Raw genomic sequence first — 18,477 nt, forward strand, 5'->3', positions numbered from 1 at the left:
ACTTATCTTTTAAATTAATCTAATGAGGCAATTTATAAGGTTGCTTCAAGCCAATAAACCACAATTTATTAATGAACTTTAATAAATTCAGCCAATTCATTTTTTATTTCTCTCTTTACCCTATAATGATTAATTTTGCCTCCGTAGCTTACATTGATATTATCTTAATCTTGATAAATTCCTATATCAATTTCATCAAGCACTATAGAAATCACAGGAAAAGATTTTTTATTATAATAAATCAACTGATTCCAAAATCCAACATCAAGCAGGCTTCATATACAAAAACTTAACTCTGCTAACTTGTATTTGCTAACTATCTCAAAATACTTTGGATCAACATTAATGTTATTTACATATTTATAGACTTTGCCCCAATCATTTAATTCAATTAAAGTATTTAGTTCCATATTTTCACTTCTTTTGTATCAAAACATTTCTCTATTTCATAAATAAATACAAATGAATTTAATACACATCACACTGTTTTCTCTAAAAACCTTTGGAAATTCATAAGAAGACGAACCGGGTTAGGAGTATCACCCTTTGTCCTCCCATCAATTACAGCTTTTGTCATTAACATAAAATTCTTTGCTCCGTCCGATGTGAAACCTGCTTGCTCTAACGTACTTTCCCATTCATCAGGTAAAATTTGCTGTAATGTAACATTCTTATTGAGTACTTTCTCAAATATCCTTACTATATCCAATGAGCTATAATCCTGAGGGCCACAGACTTCGTATATTCGTTCTTGGGGCGTTTCTCGAATCATTACATCAGCTAAAAACTCTGCAACGTCAATTGGAGAAATCATTGGCAATTTCATTTCCAGTGGAAAAAAAGTCGGTAAGATACCTTCTGCCATTATTAATTCCAAATATCCAATCCAGTTGCTATAGTAATATGCAGGTCTAACAAAAATCTGTTCAATATTAAGTCCAGAAAATGCGTGTTCCAACAGGTATGATGCAACTAGATTCCCTGTATCCGATTCATGCTGAGCACCCATAGAAGATAAGCCAACTATTTTATTGATGCCAGATGCTTGTATGGCCTCACGATAATTGTCAATTATCAGATTGACTTCATCAAGATAATTTTCAGGGTTGGGACTTTCAGGCGTTAAAAGAAAAGCGGTTTTTCCACCACGAAAAGCCTTTATTAATGCTTCTTTATCGAGATAATCTGCAACAAAAACCTCAATTCCTATTTTTTTTAATTCATGGGCCTTAGCCTCATCTCTAACAACCGCCCGTACTGGTTGACCCTTCTTAAAAAGGTTATTTGCCAACATAAATCCTATCTGCCCTGTAGCTCCTAAAACAATATTCATATACTACCTCCTACTATCACATAAAAGTAATCTACATCATAAGATTGATTTCTTACTAATATCAATATACAATGAAAACATGTCAGTTATTGTCATGTTTTTTTATTTTTATATTATTAAAATGGAGGGAAGATACTGATGTCAAAAGCCAAATTGCTATTTGATTTAATCATCTATGTAAATACTAAACGGAGCTTTACTGCCCAGGATGTAGCTTATGAATTTAATGTATCGCTCAGAACAGCTCATCGTTACCTAATTGAGTTGGGTGAAATGGGTATTCCAATTTATACGGAACAGGGACGAAATGGTGGCTATCGAACTCTGAAAAACAGAACTCTCCCGCCTATTCTATTTGATGAGGATGAAGCTTTTGCCATATTCTTTGCATTCCGATCACTGAATTATTTTCAATCATTACCTTTTAGCATAAACATCGATTCAGTATCAAGAAAACTTTACGCAAGTCTTCCAGATGATACAAAAAACAAAATTGACCGCTTGGAATCTGTACTATTAGTTTGGTGCAAGAAAAGAAGTGTTCCTTCTCCATATTTGAAGGAAATTATTGAAGCATCAATAAAAAATCATGTGGTAATTATTAAATATCAATCAAAAACAGAGGATAAGATAAAGGAAGTCAAACCCATTGGAGTATATACGGATAATGGATTTTGGTACATGCCAGCCTTTGATATGGAGCATAAAACGATACGGTTATTTAGGGTTGACAGAATCCTATCCTTTGAAGATTCAAAAAAAGTGTTTAATGTTACGACAAATTTAGAGAGTTGGCTAACCAATCACGTTGTAAATAATCCTGTCAGACTTCATGTCAAATTGACAAGGGAAGGGCTGCGACAATGTCGGAGTGAAGCTTGGCTTGAGCCCAACATTATTTCATCTGAAGATGGAAATGGATATGTTGATATGGAAGTTGATCAAAGTGAGATACCATTTATATCTGAGTATTTTTTCCATTTGGGCATAGATACAAAAGTAATAGAGCCAAATGAGGTAATTGATTATATTAAAGAGCAGACGAGACAATTGCTTAACCATTATCAATAACAGGTTTACATATCACATTTGCAAAAGCACATAAAACAACAATCAAGGAAACTGTGCCACTTTTCATAGGCAGGACCTTCCCCAGATCTCATACGGGACTTAATATCAATAATCATACTTTGGGCACGACCTTCTAATAAAGCTCCCTAGGTATAATACGTATTTTATCAAATGTCATGATTTATTGCAGCAGTTAAACCATACAAATTTAGAAAATCGATTAGATGCAAGTCTTAAACACTTTAGTAAATATAGACTCTTAATAATAGATGAATTAGGCTATCTACCAATAGATAAGGAAGATTCTAAATTATTTTTTCAGCTTATTGATATTTAATATGAGAGAAAAATTACAATTTTAATAACAAATATAAATTTCAATGCTTGGATTAATCCTCCTTTCTCTTAAATATCTTACTATCTTTAATATTTCCATAATATCTCTTAATACCATGCTGATAAATTTTGTTATGATACAATCAAATTTCCCTTTTGTTGTCTTCTTTGGCATTTTCTCCAACCCAGTTCTTCCATTCCTTCTTAATCCACTTTTTCCAGTATCAAAAAATACACCAGTGAAAATCCAATTCAGGTGTTCACTTATCATCTTTATATATGATTTAATTTGCCAATTAAGGTTAAGTCTCTGAGCCGAACCTAATGTGCTGATACAACAACATGCTACAGCTTTCAGCCTTTTATGTTCTGGAGGCTTAGGTGGTATAATCATAATCTTTCTCATAAAGTTGTTCTCCGTCATCTATATAAGATAGAAGAACCTTTGTGTTTTTCTATCAAAAGAGGACATGAAAGTTTTACTTTCATGTCCTCAATTTTAGATCATTCTTATGGTTTTATCTTAAAAAATTCAACTGTTTTTCTTATGCAACATAACTACACACTCCACCGTATTACCTTTATCCCACAAAAGTTCCTGCACCTCTCTCCCATACTTAAAGACTAGAAAGTTAAAGGTAATGGACTTTAGTGGCACTTCTACTTCTTCACGGGTGTATATCTGAATTTCTTTAATTAAAGAAGGTACAAGAACTTTTCGCCCTTCATCACTGATTCTATCATACATTTTTTCAAAGTTAATCATCAGAGTGTAAACATTGTCCAACGTTATGGCGTTCATTTCCACAGAACGGCGTTTTATTTATGCGATAACTATCAATTACTTTAGTCAATATAATTTATTTAATAAGAGTTGTAGGAGAGGTTTTTTTGAAAACAATCATTCCGTTAAATGTGTCATTTGGAACAATGGTAGTTGTATAAAAGGATTTCAAGAGCTTTTGCCACCCCGCTATTCCTACATTTAGCGTTGTAATTTTTTGCTGACCCTTCAAAATCCCTTGCCAATTTTCATTATCAGCTACTTTTAAAAAATCAATATAATAAAAGTTACTCTCCATATTGCCAAGCTGACTATTCAACGCATTTTGGTTTTTAACTTCCATAACACTAAAATTTCCATTGTTATCTTGTGAATTAAATGTTGTATTCTCTGCATCTGTCCCAATAGCAAAATAGTTTTCTCCTATGCCGTTCGTCAGCAATTCGCCCAAGCAAGTATAACCGGAAACAGAGGTTTTTCCAATATGTCCGTTATGACCGCTAATAAAGAGTACACTGTCATCTCCATGCTGTAGAAACCAGTTTACTTTATCAGACATATACTTATCCCGTAAAGAGTTATACTCGGCGTTATTGCTCAACAGTATTTCGCTATACTGATAGATTGTATTTGCACTTTCCCTTGCAAAATCAAAGGCAGTTTGTCCAGAAATGGTTACAATATCCGTTTCAGCAGCGTCCATTTCTTTTAACAACCCTAAGGCATCCATTTTGGACTTATCCAAAACATCACTACTTAAAGTCAATCTTGCTTCATCAGTTAATTGTGAAAATGCCATTTTATATTTTTTACTTAAGGCAGGTGACGCTATATCTAACACAGAAAACAGATATTCCTTGTTATTATCGTATCGCTGTATATCCATTCCGTAAAAATGCAAGTCTTTTCCCTTAGGGGCACTTTCATTATAGGAACGCATCCAATCCACTAAATTAGCCATCTCCCGTGTGCGATAAATCGCAAAACCAATTTCTCCAGCAGCATCTTCAGCAGTTCCCTCCCCCCCATGAATATAGTCATCTACCTTTAACGCACCTCCAAAGTCACCTTCAATAATAAATGTCCGGCATCCATTGTTTGCGACTAATGCTTTGAACACTTCTGCTTTCATCTGATGATATTCTTTTACACCATGGCTCGCTTCTCCAAGCCCCACAACCTGCACATTTTCAGATACAGTTAAAGTGCTAATATCTGTTTGCAAAGCGGATAAATCCGCCGATATTGTATTTGTTCTATTCCCACACCCCATAAGCAGAGTCATACACAATATTGCCATTATAATAATACTTAAAATCCATTTCTTACTCATAATTGATTTCCTTTCATATTTCTTTTTGCTGATTTGCCATTTCTTTATCATACATGATCAGAAGCAAAATAAAGAACCGGCACCATTGAGTTGTTTCTCACGAGGTATCGGCTCTGCGTCTATGCGTCTGGCTCTTTGATAACAGCTATATTCATTTGTTGGGCAGAAATTAAGGTTTCCTGTTTACATTTAGGACAGTATAATGGGAAATTTTCAAGTCTGGTGTCCTCTCTAATTTTAAGGCGAGTTTTATTCTTACATACAGGACATAAAATCCATTTATATTTTTGCATGCCACTCCTCCAATCTCTTTATTTCTGTAATAAAAGAAAAGTTCTTGATTCAAACAATTAATCTTGTTTTTCTCCTTCATTGAGCTTCTTTTCAATCCTTTGCTGCCCTTTCATATTGAAACAGTATAGAATAACGAATACAACGGAATTAAAAATAGCTGCAGAGATAAAAGTAACCACTAACACTGAAATAAAGAGTCCGTCTAATATTCCAGTATACTTATCCCCATATAGAGAATAGTTTCTTATTCCGTTTATAATGCTTATAGCAAGACTTGAAATTAAAATAGTCGATACTGTTGATACCTTTCCACTTTTAGAATTGTTCATAAAATCGTATCCGACTAACATACTCCTTACCACAATGTAAGCTATTGATAAAATAATAATACCAAGCTCAAATGCATACTGTGAGAACGACATATCCATCACATAGGACTTAATAAAAACAGAAACAGCCGCAAGGAATATCACTATAAGATAGGCTTCACTTTGAATTTTGTTATTTAACTGTAAGACACGTTCATCTTTGATTTTTTTGCTTTTCATTATGGTTCCTCCCAAAATAAGTCGTTTAATGTTTTGTTGAGAGCTTTGCATATTACAATACAAAGTTTCAATGTTGGATTATAATTTCCGGACTCTATCAAACCAATAGTTTGACGTGTGACGCCAACAATATCTGCTAAGTCCTCTTGACTCATATCGCATTCAATTCTGGCAATTTTGAGTTTTTTATTTTTCACCAAACTCCTCCTTCTTCTGCCTTGATGATTAAATTGTATATTATATATTTCATAATGTCAATTATATATTGCATAAAGGAATTTATAATTGCTTTTAGACATATCATTAGACCAATTTTTCCCAAATCAACAAATAGACAAATCTACGCAACGCAGACAACTTGACAGTCTGCTTGATGATATAAGCAATAAGGGATTGCGAATAATCAGTGCCACAACAAAAGAGATTACGTAAATCGAAACAGTAGGCGAGTGAATGTCCATGCTACAATCAAATAGCAGTTGAGAAGCGTTGCAGACGATACGGTTTTGCAGCGTTTTTCTTTTGAACTTATTTGACGAAATGAGGTTTTTCCTAGTTGCAGGTATCAATGGCAAAGTAAAGTGGCAAGCAGAGCAAGGCGGTACACACCTTGCGATTTTGCACGAAATTCCCTTACGGGATTTTGGCAAATCTGCTTGTTGGGGAGTATCCCCACTCCCCATTGAACACACAATAAATTGTGTGGCTACGCTCCCTTCGGAGCTAAAAAACACAGGAAATATTATCTTTGTTCCTCTATCTTTTCTTTATCCGACATATTCTCCCCTAAAGCACGATCAACATTTGCCTATATAAAAAAAGCTGTCTACCCTACTCAGAGCAAACAACTTTTTGTTTTTATATATTTGGTTATTAAATTAATTAAAAATGTTTTAAGGCATTGCATCTATCTTTTCAGTGTTCACTGCTTTTACGTTGATATATGTTTATGATTTTTTGTTGAAAAGAAGTACAACATTCTTCACATGCATTGTTGCTGCAATTCTGATGACCGTCGAGCCTGGTAACCCCTTGGTGTTAGATTGACATTATTATAAAATACATCCTAATAAAATTGCCACACTATTTTTTGATATAAATACCAATATAAAATCAATCTTACACTATATTGCTGGATATTCACTCCATTACAGATCACAAACCCTATAAGAATAGCATATTTATTTTAATAATAAGCAATTGCTTACACCTGCAGTAAAAAGTAAATTTTATACTACATGACAATAATATGCATTTACCCCATCTAAGACTATATATTATTTTCTTAACATATATTTCTTTGTTGCTCAAATAAAATATTTCATTCAAGAAATCGAAGCCGTTTTTCGTTTTCTCAAATCTAATATTGAAATATTTATGTATAGTTGTATTTTATCTGTGTAAACATGATTTCTGATAAACCTCACACTTCGCTCATACTCACTATCAGTAAAACAGGCAATAAGATAAAACGCATTCTTATAATTGGTAGACAGCATATAGTCTGTTAGTTGTTTTTCATATCCTTTCTTTAAATACGAACTATTTCCTCTTTTTATTTCGATTAGTAATTTCTCTTCTTCATGATTAGTTTTATATAGCTTAAAATCAACTTTTCCATTTCCTAATAAAGCCTCTCTGGTAATTTCTACTTCTTGATTATAAAAATAAGCGTCCATTATATTTTCTAAAATTAGTTGTATACGTTCCTCTTTAACTGGAATATCATTCTCCCAAAAAAGTTTATATAAATTTCCATACTGTATTCTGTTATTAATATATTTTAACATTGAAGAAACTTCACTAGTGAGTGTAACATGCTTTGTCTTATATTGTTCCTGAATGTCAAGTGGAAATAGTTCAAAATAATAATCGATATTAATCCCTAACAGCTCTTCAATATGTGTGTCTCCAACTTTTCTTTTATTATATATTGCATCAATAAACAAAAAATCCGTATCTTCAAACAATGAATCTGGATATGAAAAAATATCATAAAAGATTTCTCTGTACTCTTTGAGAGTCCACTCATCATTCTCAACAAAATCAATCTGGCTAGCTTGTTCAATCAACAAATGACCTTTTTCATCAAAATAGATTTGATTAAATTTAGGTAACTGTTTTTGCAATTCTGCCATATAATCAATAAAATTATATAACAGTAATTCGTGAAAAGCCCCCATCTGATGATAAAAGGAGTCCTCTGTCCAGTGTAATAACTCTTTAAATATTTTCGTACATTTAGAATACTGTTCTCTATACAAGTATTTAGGCAGAAGAATCTCTATCATATCACCTATATCTGTATCTTCATTGAAAACTTCCATTTCCAAAAAATGATGTATAATGTGATTATATACTTCCTGATGATAAGTTTGAAAAAGTATCATAATTTTCCTCCAATTATAAATGGATTAGTAAATTTATTATTTTTAAAAATACTATTCAAAACACACCCACACATTACCATAAAACACCATAACTCGTTGAATTACTTTACTTTGATTTTCGCTCCAGCATCATGACCGTTTCAACATGTCTTATTGCTGCAATTCTGATGACCATCGAGCTTGGTACCCTCTTGACGTCAGGGTATATTTTTAATAATTCCGCCACTCTAGCCCCGTTTTTATAAAATCGTTGTACTGATTATAACATGGCAACTCATACTTTCCGATATTCAATTAGGAAAAATCAAAGCAAAATTTATTTTTATTAAACATTTCTATCAGAAATATAATAATCTATCATCTATCATCAATAAACTTTCCGAAGTCTCTATTTTCTCTTTTATCAGATCATAAACGCTCTTCTGACATCCCACTTCCATCAAGTCCATCATAGAAATTGGAATAATGATTTTACCTCCCGATAGTTGATATTTAATTTCTTCATTTGCTACTGAAGAAAACCCTTCTTTACTAACAATAATTGCAGCATGAATTCCTTTTGCTTCCATCGTTGGTACAATATTTCGGATATCTGCTACAGAAACTTTCTTGTTTCTATTCTTACATTCAATTAATATTAAAGCACCTAGTTTCCAGAGTATAGAATCATGCGACCTATTACAACACAAAATGTCCACTTCAGCTCTTGCTCTTTTAGCTCTTACATCAGTCACTTTGAGCCCAGGAACTGTACCAAGCATATACTGTATTAACTCTTCTAAATATATGCCTTTTTTATATGAGGAAGTAATACTAGCCAAATTGTTTAATTGTCTTTGCCAATATGTATAGTCAAAAGTATTTGTATTAGTGATTTGATCAAATTTAATACCGCATTCTTTTTGGATAAATTGATGAACAACTGGTAAATAATTATATCGATTTCTCATCATAATCAATACATTCTTGGAAATACCAGGCTCTTCTTCTCCTTTTAAGTAATTTCTAATGTTATCCATAATCCTTTTAAGTACCAGAATAAACTGGTTCATCTCGATAATTGTATCTTTAACATGAATATATGGACATATATGTTTGCTTATATATTTACAAAAACGTCGATATAAAAATTCAAAATCAACATTCTGTAATTCACTCTCATCTATTGTCCCTAACACATATAAGAATACATAGAACCATTCAGAAACCAAATCCATATGCTGAAAATAATATCCAAAGGCATATAAAGGATTTAACAATATTTCCTCAATCTCACCTATGGTCCATTTATGGATATGGCTACTATTAAGTTTACTTATTCCAGTTTTAAAATCATATGCTAATGGTAAATATACTCCACCTTCAAGTACTAGCCCCCAACCGACTTTATTATCTGGAATTGTAGCCAATACTTTACGACCATGTAAATTTTTTAAAATAAAAGATTGCGTTAGACACTGATATCCCTTTACCATAGGCTTTTCAAGGCTTATCCAAAAAGAAATTATCCGATTCACTTCTTCTATTGGATTATTAGAAGGATTCGACGACCAGTAAAAAGCTAAGATAGTAGTGTCTTCATATTCACCTTTCCATGTCAGTGGATAATTGACATATTCTGTTGTAATCAGTTCCGAAAGGTATATCCAATAGAAAGATTCTAAACAATAATTTTCAACACTACAAATTTTATTTTTGATTTTTTTGAATATCTGCTCGCCTTGAATTATTTTATCAAATGTTTGTTTTATGTTGTTTCTCCATATTTGTTCAACGTAATTTATCTTATCTTTATGTCCAGCAATTATATAGATTCTTGGAACTTTTAAATCATCTTCAAACTCAATAAAATTGTGATTATTCCCTTGAACTTTCCGCAGAAAATCGCCAAAAGGATTATGATAATTATCAACTGTCTTAAGTGTAATCGTTTCATCTTTTATAAAGCCATCAATAATAGTCAATAATAACCCTGTCGTATCTGGAAATCTCATTTATTTCTCCTCCATCTCTGAACACAATACCTTCCTAGTTAATCTGCCTCCGTATTTTGTAAGTATGGAATTGAACCTTCATGACATATCAGGTGTATAAGCTCCTTATTATATTTAAATAATAACCCACTGACATCTAATTAAGTATACAGATTACTATCTGCACCTCCTATTATTTTTTTAACAATTCAACTATTTTTTCGTTGCATCAGAACCACGCACTCCACATGAGCTGTCTGTGGAAACATATCTACTGGCTGCACTTCTAGGGTTTTATATCCTAAGTCATTTAGAATTTTTAAGTCTCTTGCAAGGGTTGCTGGGTCACAGGATACGTAGACTATTTTTTGTGGGGACATTTTTGCTATTGCGTGGAGTAATGATTCTTCGCAGCCTTTTCTTGGTAGGTTTAGTTCTATAATCTAACTTTACTTAAGGTATAATTATGAACCGTCCCTTATATACCAGACAAACCAGTGAATGTTTTACCCATATCTCCCAAAGTTCGCTGTTCCCAAGTAAAAATTGAGAGTGGGAAAGTGAAAATTTCACCTCCCCACTACTAGTAAAGTCTAAATTTGCACGCCTAAAATCTTCAATTGTTCATTAATTGCTGCCTCAAGTTCTGCAATTTCTTTATTATCTTGCTGCAGCTGTTTATTCACTTCTTCAAGATCAATCGGCGCTTCTTCTTCAAAGGTATCGACGTATCGAGGAATGTTCAAGTTATAGTCATTTTCCTTAATTTCTTCCAGTGATGCCACATGAGCATATTTATCAACATCTTTTCGTTCTTTAAACGTAGTGATAATTTTATCTATATTCTCGTTGCTCAAGTTGTTTTGATTCTTACCTTTTTCAAAGTCGTTACTTGCGTCGATGAATAAAATGTCTTTTGTTTTACGATTTTTCTTGAACACTAAAATGGTTGTTGGAATGCTTGTTCCATAGAATAGATTAGCAGGTAAACCAATTACCGTATCAAGATAATTCTTTTCAATCAACGTTTGACGAATTTGCCCTTCAGCTGCACCACGGAACAACACACCATGAGGAAGCACAATCGCCATTGTTCCAGTATTATTCAAATGATAAATACTGTGCAAGATAAACGCAAAATCTGCTTTTGAAGCTGGTGCTAATTTTCCATATTCACCAAAACGTGGATCTTTTAACTTAGTTTCTGAATTATCCCATTTTGCTGAATAAGGCGGATTTGCAACTACCGCATCAAAACTTCTCGGATGGTCAACTCCTTTTGCATCTGGTCCATCTGGCCAATCGCTTTCTAATGTATCAGCGTTATTTAACATCATATTGTTAAATGACACATCGTGCATCATTAAGTTCATTCGTGCTAAGTTGTATGTTGTTGTGTTCAACTCTTGACCGAAATATTTCATTGGTGTGCCATTTGGTAATTCTTGTCCAACGGTAAGTAGCAGCGAACCAGAACCCATTGTTGGGTCATAAACGCTAAAGAATTCGTCTAATTTTTCTACTCCATTAGTGACAACTTTAGCCAAAATCTTACTTACTTGATGAGGTGTATAGAATTCCCCACCTTTTTTACCAGCACTTGCGGCAAATTGCCCAATTAAGTATTCATATATTTCTCCTAAAATATCTTTACCGTTATCGCCCTTGTATTCAATTCCATCCACTAACTTCACAATATTATTAAGTGATTTGGCACGAGCCGTTGTTGAACTTCCAAGACGTGAATCTCCTAAATTGATGTCATTAAACACACCGCTAAAGTCCTTAGCTGCTTCTTTGTTCAATTCGGCATTTTTATTAAAGTTGTCAAAAATCGTTTGATAATCACTAGGAATGACTTGGCTATTATCAATTTTGTTGTTCAAAGATTCCCATGTATCTTCTGGTGCAATTGCATATCCTAAACTTGATGAAATATCTTCCAAATAATCGGCTAAATCATCTCCTACTGCTTGTTCTTTATATGCATCGTTGACTGATTGCCCATCAGCAACATCGATAACATTATTTTCAACTAAATATTCTTCTTGATGTTCTGATAAATAGCGATAAAACATAAATGCTAAAATATAATTTTTATATTCTGAAGCATCCATATTCCCACGCAGTTCATTGGCCATTGCCCAGATTTTACTGGTTATTGTTTGTAGGCTATTACTCATTATTTTGATTTCCTTTCCCTTTTCAAATTATTGTTAAACAAACATCTGTTGTAGTAATGCTCTTTTACGTTCTTGCAAATGATTCAACTTATGCTGATGAAGGGTGATGAGATGGTCTAATTCTTCAAAAAACTCTCCAATTTTCTTCTGTTCTTCAACACTTGGAGCAATAAATTGAAAGTCATTCATATCTGCTTGGAATAAATGGGGAATACTACTTCCTGATACTTTCAAATAGATAAGACGTTTAAATTGGTCACTACGCAACACTTGATAGAAGAATTTTGAATCTATTGTTTCATCAGTTCTAACTAACATCATAGTTGAGTTAATTGTGGCTAAATCCTTCAAGTTATCGATTAGTGCTGGATTTCCAAGTGAACCATCTTTTGAGAAAATGACATCACCATCTTCTAACATAATCTCTGGTGATTCATCATAACGCCATTGTGGAATATGGTCAACTTTAGTCCAATCAATGATCCCGTCAGAGATATGTTTCCCAGCAATCATGCTTGGTCCTTCATCTGTGTACTCGTTTTGTTTTAAACTTTTCCATCCTAAACGACCTTTGATAATAGCGTTATCACCCAGCTTACGTTGTTCCCAAGCGTCAGTAAATCCTGGGAAACGAAGTTCTGGAAAATCTTCACCATTCTTCGGAAACATTTTTTGAAGCAAACCTTTTTTCTCATCTTTCAAGTGATTCAACTTACGCTGATGAAGGGTGATTAGGGTGTCCAAGCTAGCAAAGAAATCACCTATTTTTTGTTGCTCTTTATAACTAGGTAGACCAATTAAAAAATCATTTAAGTAGTCTTTTGTAATTGTACTTATTGTCGCACCCCAAGCTTTTTCTTTTTCTTTTCTAAATAATTCTTTAATTACTTGTGCAAAATACTGTTTATCTATCTCAACTTTATAACTTTCAAATATTAAAATAGTTCTATCTACATAAGCATCATATTGTGTAATGGCTGTTCTACCTATGCTTGTCTCGATACTACCTTGTAAAGCTACTATTACTTTTCCTTTTTCAACAAATCTACTTTGTTTTTCTGCTAAATTGCTAATGTGAAATCTTGTATCTTCATTTAATTTCAAATCATACCCAATATCAGCTACTTGAACAAAAGGTTTTCCGTTTTCTTCATCAAACCATTCGGGATTTGTATATGGTTGTGGAAAAGAACCACGGATATAATTTGCTACATCTTTCAACCTCCGCTGTTCCCAAGCGTCATCGAATCCAGGAAATCTCATTTTTGGTACATTTATGTTACTTTCACTCATTTCTGCTCTCCTTGTATCCTTTTAATCTCCCTATCAAAATCAGAAACTATTTTTTGATGTTTGTTAAATTCTTTATATTCACCAATTGCCTTTTGTTTAGCTGTATTGTGTGAAATACGTCCATGTCCTTCTAAAATTTCATAGCGATTGAATTTTAAAAATTCATCAATACTACTTGCAAAGTCTTCCATCCCTAGTAATCTTTCATCTTCAAGAAGTCTTTCCACATAATCAAAATATGAAGAAACATTTCTTTCAAGTCTTTTGATTTCTTTTTCTGATAAATAGTTTTTTGCAACTACCACATCAGATTGCAAAATACGACCATCTGGTGAGTTTTTCCATGAAGTTAGTCCCATATGTTCCTTATTCTTATCTGCACTATCATATATAATCTCTGCAGCTGTTTTACCCGTTATTGCATAGTGAAATTTATTTTGAACAGTGGCATAGAACTTTTTCGTGATGTCGGAATTCTTATCATAGTCATAAGAAATTTCTGCAAACACATCTGTTATTTGTTGCCAGATTCTTCGCTCGCTTGCTCGAATAGAACGAACGGTTTCAAGCAACTCACGGAAGTAGTCTTTCCCAAAGACTGTTTCCCCTTGTTTCATACGTTCAACATCAATCTTAAATCCTTTTTGAATATATTCTTTCAAGACATCAGTTGCCCAAATACGAAACTTCGTCGCCTTTTGCGAATTGACACGATAACCTACTGAAATAATCGCATCTAAGTTGTAATATTTTACGGGCTTGGTCTGCGTTTTTCCTTCAATAGCACCGTGTTGAGTGGTATGTGCAATTTCTGCACATACCACTTTTTCATCTAATTCGTCTGTTTCAAAAATATTTTTCAAGTGACGAGAAATTGACGTTCTATCAACATCAAACAACTCAGCAATCGTCTTTTGAGTTGCCCATATTGTTTCTTCTTGAACAAGAACTTCAACCCTTTCATCAGCATCGTACATTAAAAATTGTATTTCGTTCATCATATCCTCCCTTTTAGTTTCCCTCCAACTCATCGGCTAATTCATAAATAGCTTCACGCAAGCCATTGCGGTACTTGATTTTAGATAAAGCCTGAACTTCTTCATCATGTGCTAAGGTCTTATAATCCACACTGGCTTTTGCAATAATGTCTCGAATTTGACCTGTATCATCTAAATCTTGCAAGCCATATCTATGACGGCTAAATAATTCACGCATTTCTTTGCTACTTATGATATCAATAATACCCCACTTTATTCTAAAATCTTGAAATTGACGGTCAAGACTGACATTATTTGCTGCTTGAATAACTTGCTCACTATCGCTTAATTTCACAGGATATTTATCTACTGTAAAATATCCTTTAATAATAGCAGCAGCCGCATTCATAATCTTCGTAGCGTAATTTCTATCTTCCAGACCATTGGCAAATTGGTCAATTTTTTCTTTCGTTTCTTGAGCTTCTTTATACAGCTTGTCATGCACTTGATTCAACAATTGTTCAACAAGCTCAGTTAAATAGTCATAGTCTATTTTAACTTCCTTGACGTGGGTCATTTTTAATTCAATTTGATACAACGGAATTTTCTTCTCTTTTGCAATATGCTGTTTTAACTCATTTGTTAGAACAGTTGTAAGCATAACTTCTTGTTCACTGGTCATACCAAGAGCTTCAACTAATTCATCAGGGTTATCGTAGTTAAAACCTATTTTGTTTCCATCAACTTCTTCTGGATCATATTGTTTAAGTTTAGACATACCCGCATTGTAATCTCTTAGTAATTCAAGCATTTTTTCTTTTTGCTTTTCACTAGGTGGCAATTGTTGAAATTCACTGGTTAAGTTATTTAACTGTCCGACTACCTTCTTCACTTCGTTAAAAACATCTTCAAATGGTTTAGCGATAATGCCGTCTTTTTCATTGATATTGCGTTGCTCTTCTTCTGATAAAATTGCTGAATCCTTATTGGCATAAATCGCTAAGGCTTTATTCATGAGTTTTTCGTTTTGAGCTGGCCAACGATAATTGACAATACGTCCCCAAGGCTTTTCTTGCATATCAGCAATACGGTTTGTTCTTGAATATGCTTGAATAAGGCCTGCACCTTTCAGAGTTCTATCCACATAAAGTGTATTAAGTTCTGGTGCATCAAATCCAGTCAAAAGCTGGTCAACTACAATCACAAGATCTAAAAAGTTCTTATCCGTTGCTGTGCGGTTTAAACGACTTGTAACGTCTTGTGTGTAACCAGGGATATCATCCATACCAAAATTTGTACCAAATTCTTTATTGTAGGCTTGAATCGCATCGAATAAACCTTGATTAGTCGCAAGCATACTATCATTATTTGATGGATTTGGGCTAAAGGTAACAGCGACTTTCAGAGTTTGTTCACCGTTTGCTTTATTTTCTACATTCACACGTTGAAATTCGTTGAAATACATCATTGCCATAGGGGTACTAGCTTTTCCACCACCTACGTGCGTCGTAAACAAGGCATTGTATTTCCCTTCATTAGAACGATTACGCCAATTTTTGAAAATATCTTCTACAACTAACTTCACGTGTTCAGGATTTTCATCATAAAAACTTGGTTCAACTGCATCATCCATATCATCTTGAGAAAGATTAGCGATTTTATCTTGAATTTTTTCTTCTGTCCATTTTGGATAACGTTCACGATAAAAATTCGGCAAGTACTCCGATTTCATTTGACCTTCATCAATTGTTGTTTCAAAATCGACTTTAAACCCTAAAACATTTCTGTCTGCAATTGCTTCACGGATGGTATAAGCATGTAGCAATGGGCCAAAAATATCTTCAGTACGTAATCCTTGAGTTGTTTCATCGAACATTGGTGTTCCAGTATAGCCAACCCATGCAGATTTTTTAAATGCCTTTTGAATCTTCTCAAAGTTTTCGCTTGCGGTGCTTCTATGAGCTTCATCGACAATAAAGACGATATTTTTATCAGGAGCTTTAAAGTTTTTACGATTGACTAACGTTCCTAATTTTTGAACGGAAGTTACAATGATGTTATTGTCTTTGCTTTTCAACTTACGACTTAAATCATTGGTGCTATTTGTGCCTTGAACGCTTCCTGCTTTAGTGTCATCTGTCACATCGCCATCAGGGTCATATGCTTTATAGTTTTCGTTTGTTTGTTTAGTTAAAGCTATTCTATCCACCACAAAGACCACTTTATCAACTTTCGGCATACGACTTGCAAGCCATGCTGTTTTGAAACTTGTAATCGTCTTACCTGAACCAGTCGTGTGCCAGATATAACCTACTTTATTAGTGCCAAGTTCAAAATCAACTTTTTTCAGATTTTCGATAACGTTTTGTGTCGCATACACTTGATAAGGACGCATTACTTTAAGTGTTTGCTTATTTTTAGTTCCATCTAAAATCATGTAGTTTGTCGCCATTTGATGTGCCATTGGAATACTAAGCATTGAATTTGCAAACTCTTTCCAGTTACGAACAATGGCGTTATCGCTTTTACGCTGCCAGTTAAATGCGAAATCTTTATTAAATTTATCTGATGTGGTATTAGCCATGTATTTTACATTATTTGGTGTAATCGCAACTAAAATCTGCAAAGTTGAGAAAATATCACGATATTGATTTTCATCAATATATTGGTGCATTTGATTTAATGCCTCATTCACGTCATGAGTATCACGCTTTTCTTCTATTTGAATAATTGGTAAACCATTAATTAAAAGTGTTGTATCAAAGCGGCGATTTTTTTTCCCAGTGATAACTGCAGGACGTTCGATTTGATTAACCACCTGATAAACCGTATCTCCTGCACCAATTTGTTTTTGGTCGAAAACAGTTAGGAACACATGGCGGCCATCATCTAAGTCAATCTCAATTTGCGATACCCCGTTCAAACCGTATAAAAATTGCCCAGCCTCATAGGGTGTGCGAATATCTGATATAATTTTCTTAACTTGATTAAATTCAACCACACTTAGAGGATGTTCAAGAGTGTTTTGATTGTGTTGTTCTAGGATTTTTTTGAAATTATCCCAAAGTGCATCAGTGGTTTTGATACTAGGTTCATACTTCCATAACTTAGTTTTAACAATATAATTAGCTGATTTTTCCCGCACCACGAAATCATCCGAACCATCGGATATCTCTGAATTATTTATCGTTCCACTAGTAAGATATTGTATTAGTTCAGTTTCAAATTGGTTCTCATTCATTTTCCAGTCTCCTCCTCTAACTTGGCTAGTCGAATAGTTGTTTCAAGATTCGCAGCTCTATTTCTAAGCGCTTGTAATCGCAATTGTTTAAAGTAAACATCGCCAACAATTTTTTGTTTTTCTATTGATGGTAGTTTTGGTATCTCAAGTTCTTTTAATTGTTTAAGCGTGTATTTTAGAACTTGCGAACCTTGCAGCCCCATCATGAATTGTTTCTTAATCCTTTTATCTTCATTAAGTAGATAAACTAAAAATCTTGGGTCAACGTTTTTATTGGGTATTAGTTTAACGTAATTTTGCGTATATAAGTAACCTTCGTGTTCTTTTCTTATAATTGAAGCAGTTCCCGATATTAAACTAAACACGACATCCCTTGCACATAAAGTATTCACTTTGTCCTTTGTCCTAACTTGCTTATTGTCTGAGTCACTTGAAATAATGTCGACCAAATCATCTGATAAATCTGTTTGACTATAAAAGGTATATAATGGCGCTTGTTCGTCCATCACTTCAGTAATTCTGAATTGAGGCGAGCCACTGACAAATTCAACCATTCCACTCAATTTACCCATAAATTATCGTGCCTTTCTAAAATTAACTTTTTCCTTGATAGTATAATCATATCAAAAATGAGAATATTTTGCAATACCTTTAATCTTTAATTTTATGAAATTACAATTTTATATATTTTTCCATGTAAATAATATCCACTAAACCTAAC

The 18,477-nt window shown here is 33.5% G+C and carries 16 protein-coding genes and 2 pseudogenes; 3 read left to right on the plus strand and 15 right to left on the minus strand.

The annotated features are described in order from the left end of the window. Positions 1-478 precede the first annotated feature (478 nt). On the minus strand, positions 479-1,333 hold the full coding sequence (locus ACWPW7_RS20545; RefSeq protein WP_454055050.1) for an NmrA family NAD(P)-binding protein: 855 nt from the start codon (positions 1,331-1,333) through the stop codon (positions 479-481). A gap of 138 nt (positions 1,334-1,471) precedes the next feature. On the opposite strand from ACWPW7_RS20545, the gene ACWPW7_RS20550 reads away from it, so the two are divergent. Together ACWPW7_RS20550 and ACWPW7_RS20555 are read left to right on the plus strand one after the other, a co-directional pair. Continuing rightward, positions 1,472-2,404 carry a helix-turn-helix transcriptional regulator gene (locus ACWPW7_RS20550; RefSeq protein WP_454055051.1) on the plus strand — a complete coding sequence of 311 codons (933 nt, stop codon included), beginning with the start codon at positions 1,472-1,474 and terminating at the stop codon, positions 2,402-2,404. Between the two features lie 148 nt (positions 2,405-2,552). Continuing rightward, positions 2,553-2,738: pseudogene (locus tag ACWPW7_RS20555) on the plus strand (ATP-binding protein); the annotation flags it as partial. Positions 2,739-2,762: 24 nt separating this feature from the next. Here ACWPW7_RS20555 and ACWPW7_RS20560 read toward each other — a convergent pair. The 6 genes from ACWPW7_RS20560 to ACWPW7_RS20585 all read right to left on the minus strand — a co-directional run bounded on the left by ACWPW7_RS20560 (position 2,763) and on the right by ACWPW7_RS20585 (position 5,896). Beyond that, on the minus strand, positions 2,763-3,146 hold the full coding sequence (locus tag ACWPW7_RS20560) for a recombinase family protein (RefSeq protein WP_454055052.1): 384 nt from the start codon (positions 3,144-3,146) through the stop codon (positions 2,763-2,765). A 126-nt stretch (positions 3,147-3,272) separates the two neighbouring features. Next, positions 3,273-3,542 carry a hypothetical protein gene (locus ACWPW7_RS20565; protein ID WP_080619018.1) on the minus strand — a complete coding sequence of 90 codons (270 nt, stop codon included), beginning with the start codon at positions 3,540-3,542 and terminating at the stop codon, positions 3,273-3,275. A 58-nt stretch (positions 3,543-3,600) separates the two neighbouring features. Beyond that, positions 3,601-4,908 carry an erythromycin esterase family protein gene (locus ACWPW7_RS20570; RefSeq protein WP_454055053.1) on the minus strand — a complete coding sequence of 436 codons (1,308 nt, stop codon included), beginning with the start codon at positions 4,906-4,908 and terminating at the stop codon, positions 3,601-3,603. A 68-nt stretch (positions 4,909-4,976) separates the two neighbouring features. Further along, positions 4,977-5,150, minus strand: a complete 174-nt coding sequence (locus ACWPW7_RS20575) for a cysteine-rich KTR domain-containing protein (protein ID WP_454055054.1) — start codon at positions 5,148-5,150, stop codon at positions 4,977-4,979. 57 nt (positions 5,151-5,207) lie between these two features. Continuing rightward, positions 5,208-5,699, minus strand: a complete 492-nt coding sequence (locus ACWPW7_RS20580; RefSeq protein WP_454055055.1) for a DUF6773 family protein — start codon at positions 5,697-5,699, stop codon at positions 5,208-5,210. Next, on the minus strand, positions 5,699-5,896 hold the full coding sequence (locus ACWPW7_RS20585; protein ID WP_454055056.1) for a helix-turn-helix transcriptional regulator: 198 nt from the start codon (positions 5,894-5,896) through the stop codon (positions 5,699-5,701). The genes ACWPW7_RS20580 and ACWPW7_RS20585 overlap by 1 nt, the downstream gene beginning before the upstream one ends. Positions 5,897-5,984: 88 nt before the next feature. On the opposite strand from ACWPW7_RS20585, the gene ACWPW7_RS20590 reads away from it, so the two are divergent. Next, positions 5,985-6,131, plus strand: coding sequence for a hypothetical protein (locus ACWPW7_RS20590; protein ID WP_454055057.1), 147 nt, complete (start codon positions 5,985-5,987; stop codon positions 6,129-6,131). 893 nt (positions 6,132-7,024) lie between these two features. Here the strand turns inward: ACWPW7_RS20590 and ACWPW7_RS20595 are convergent. The 8 genes and pseudogenes from ACWPW7_RS20595 to ACWPW7_RS20630 form a co-directional block, all read right to left on the minus strand. Continuing rightward, the gene (locus ACWPW7_RS20595) at positions 7,025-8,089 is read right to left on the minus strand and encodes a hypothetical protein (protein ID WP_454055058.1); all 1,065 of its coding nucleotides are present in this window, start codon (positions 8,087-8,089) and stop codon (positions 7,025-7,027) included. Between the two features lie 338 nt (positions 8,090-8,427). Continuing rightward, the gene (locus ACWPW7_RS20600; protein WP_454055059.1) at positions 8,428-10,083 is read right to left on the minus strand and encodes a restriction endonuclease; all 1,656 of its coding nucleotides are present in this window, start codon (positions 10,081-10,083) and stop codon (positions 8,428-8,430) included. A gap of 188 nt (positions 10,084-10,271) precedes the next feature. Further along, a pseudogene (locus ACWPW7_RS20605) lies at positions 10,272-10,490 on the minus strand (23S rRNA (uracil(1939)-C(5))-methyltransferase RlmD); the annotation flags it as partial. Between the two features lie 165 nt (positions 10,491-10,655). Beyond that, the gene (locus ACWPW7_RS20610; RefSeq protein WP_454055060.1) at positions 10,656-12,245 is read right to left on the minus strand and encodes a type I restriction-modification system subunit M; all 1,590 of its coding nucleotides are present in this window, start codon (positions 12,243-12,245) and stop codon (positions 10,656-10,658) included. A 33-nt stretch (positions 12,246-12,278) separates the two neighbouring features. After that, on the minus strand, positions 12,279-13,538 hold the full coding sequence (locus ACWPW7_RS20615; protein ID WP_454055061.1) for a restriction endonuclease subunit S: 1,260 nt from the start codon (positions 13,536-13,538) through the stop codon (positions 12,279-12,281). Continuing rightward, positions 13,535-14,536, minus strand: a complete 1,002-nt coding sequence (locus ACWPW7_RS20620) for a virulence RhuM family protein (protein WP_454055062.1) — start codon at positions 14,534-14,536, stop codon at positions 13,535-13,537. Before ACWPW7_RS20620 ends, ACWPW7_RS20615 begins: the two co-directional genes overlap by 4 nt. A gap of 13 nt (positions 14,537-14,549) precedes the next feature. Next, on the minus strand, positions 14,550-17,756 hold the full coding sequence (locus ACWPW7_RS20625; RefSeq protein ID WP_454055063.1) for a type I restriction endonuclease subunit R: 3,207 nt from the start codon (positions 17,754-17,756) through the stop codon (positions 14,550-14,552). Continuing rightward, complete coding sequence (locus ACWPW7_RS20630; protein ID WP_454055064.1) at positions 17,753-18,328, minus strand: restriction endonuclease subunit S; 576 nt, start codon at positions 18,326-18,328, stop codon at positions 17,753-17,755. Before ACWPW7_RS20630 ends, ACWPW7_RS20625 begins: the two co-directional genes overlap by 4 nt. Positions 18,329-18,477: the final 149 nt, after the last annotated feature.

This window comes from Clostridium sp. Marseille-Q7071 (assembly GCF_965112025.1).

Excerpts from the sequence above, each read along its gene's own strand:
- ACWPW7_RS20545 (WP_454055050.1), bottom strand. The coding sequence starts at position 1,333 with ATGAATATTGTTTTAGGAGCTACAGGGCAGATAGGATTTATGTTGGCA.
- ACWPW7_RS20550 (WP_454055051.1), top strand. The coding sequence starts at position 1,472 with ATGTCAAAAGCCAAATTGCTATTTGATTTAATCATCTATGTAAATACT.
- ACWPW7_RS20560 (WP_454055052.1), bottom strand. The coding sequence starts at position 3,146 with ATGAGAAAGATTATGATTATACCACCTAAGCCTCCAGAACATAAAAGG.
- ACWPW7_RS20565 (WP_080619018.1), bottom strand. The coding sequence starts at position 3,542 with ATGAACGCCATAACGTTGGACAATGTTTACACTCTGATGATTAACTTT.
- ACWPW7_RS20570 (WP_454055053.1), bottom strand. The coding sequence starts at position 4,908 with ATGATAAAGAAATGGCAAATCAGCAAAAAGAAATATGAAAGGAAATCA.
- ACWPW7_RS20575 (WP_454055054.1), bottom strand. The coding sequence starts at position 5,150 with ATGCAAAAATATAAATGGATTTTATGTCCTGTATGTAAGAATAAAACT.
- ACWPW7_RS20580 (WP_454055055.1), bottom strand. The coding sequence starts at position 5,699 with ATGAAAAGCAAAAAAATCAAAGATGAACGTGTCTTACAGTTAAATAAC.
- ACWPW7_RS20595 (WP_454055058.1), bottom strand. The coding sequence starts at position 8,089 with ATGATACTTTTTCAAACTTATCATCAGGAAGTATATAATCACATTATA.
- ACWPW7_RS20600 (WP_454055059.1), bottom strand. The coding sequence starts at position 10,083 with ATGAGATTTCCAGATACGACAGGGTTATTATTGACTATTATTGATGGC.
- ACWPW7_RS20610 (WP_454055060.1), bottom strand. The coding sequence starts at position 12,245 with ATGAGTAATAGCCTACAAACAATAACCAGTAAAATCTGGGCAATGGCC.
- ACWPW7_RS20615 (WP_454055061.1), bottom strand. The coding sequence starts at position 13,538 with ATGAGTGAAAGTAACATAAATGTACCAAAAATGAGATTTCCTGGATTC.
- ACWPW7_RS20620 (WP_454055062.1), bottom strand. The coding sequence starts at position 14,536 with ATGAACGAAATACAATTTTTAATGTACGATGCTGATGAAAGGGTTGAA.
- ACWPW7_RS20625 (WP_454055063.1), bottom strand. The coding sequence starts at position 17,756 with ATGAATGAGAACCAATTTGAAACTGAACTAATACAATATCTTACTAGT.
- ACWPW7_RS20630 (WP_454055064.1), bottom strand. The coding sequence starts at position 18,328 with ATGGGTAAATTGAGTGGAATGGTTGAATTTGTCAGTGGCTCGCCTCAA.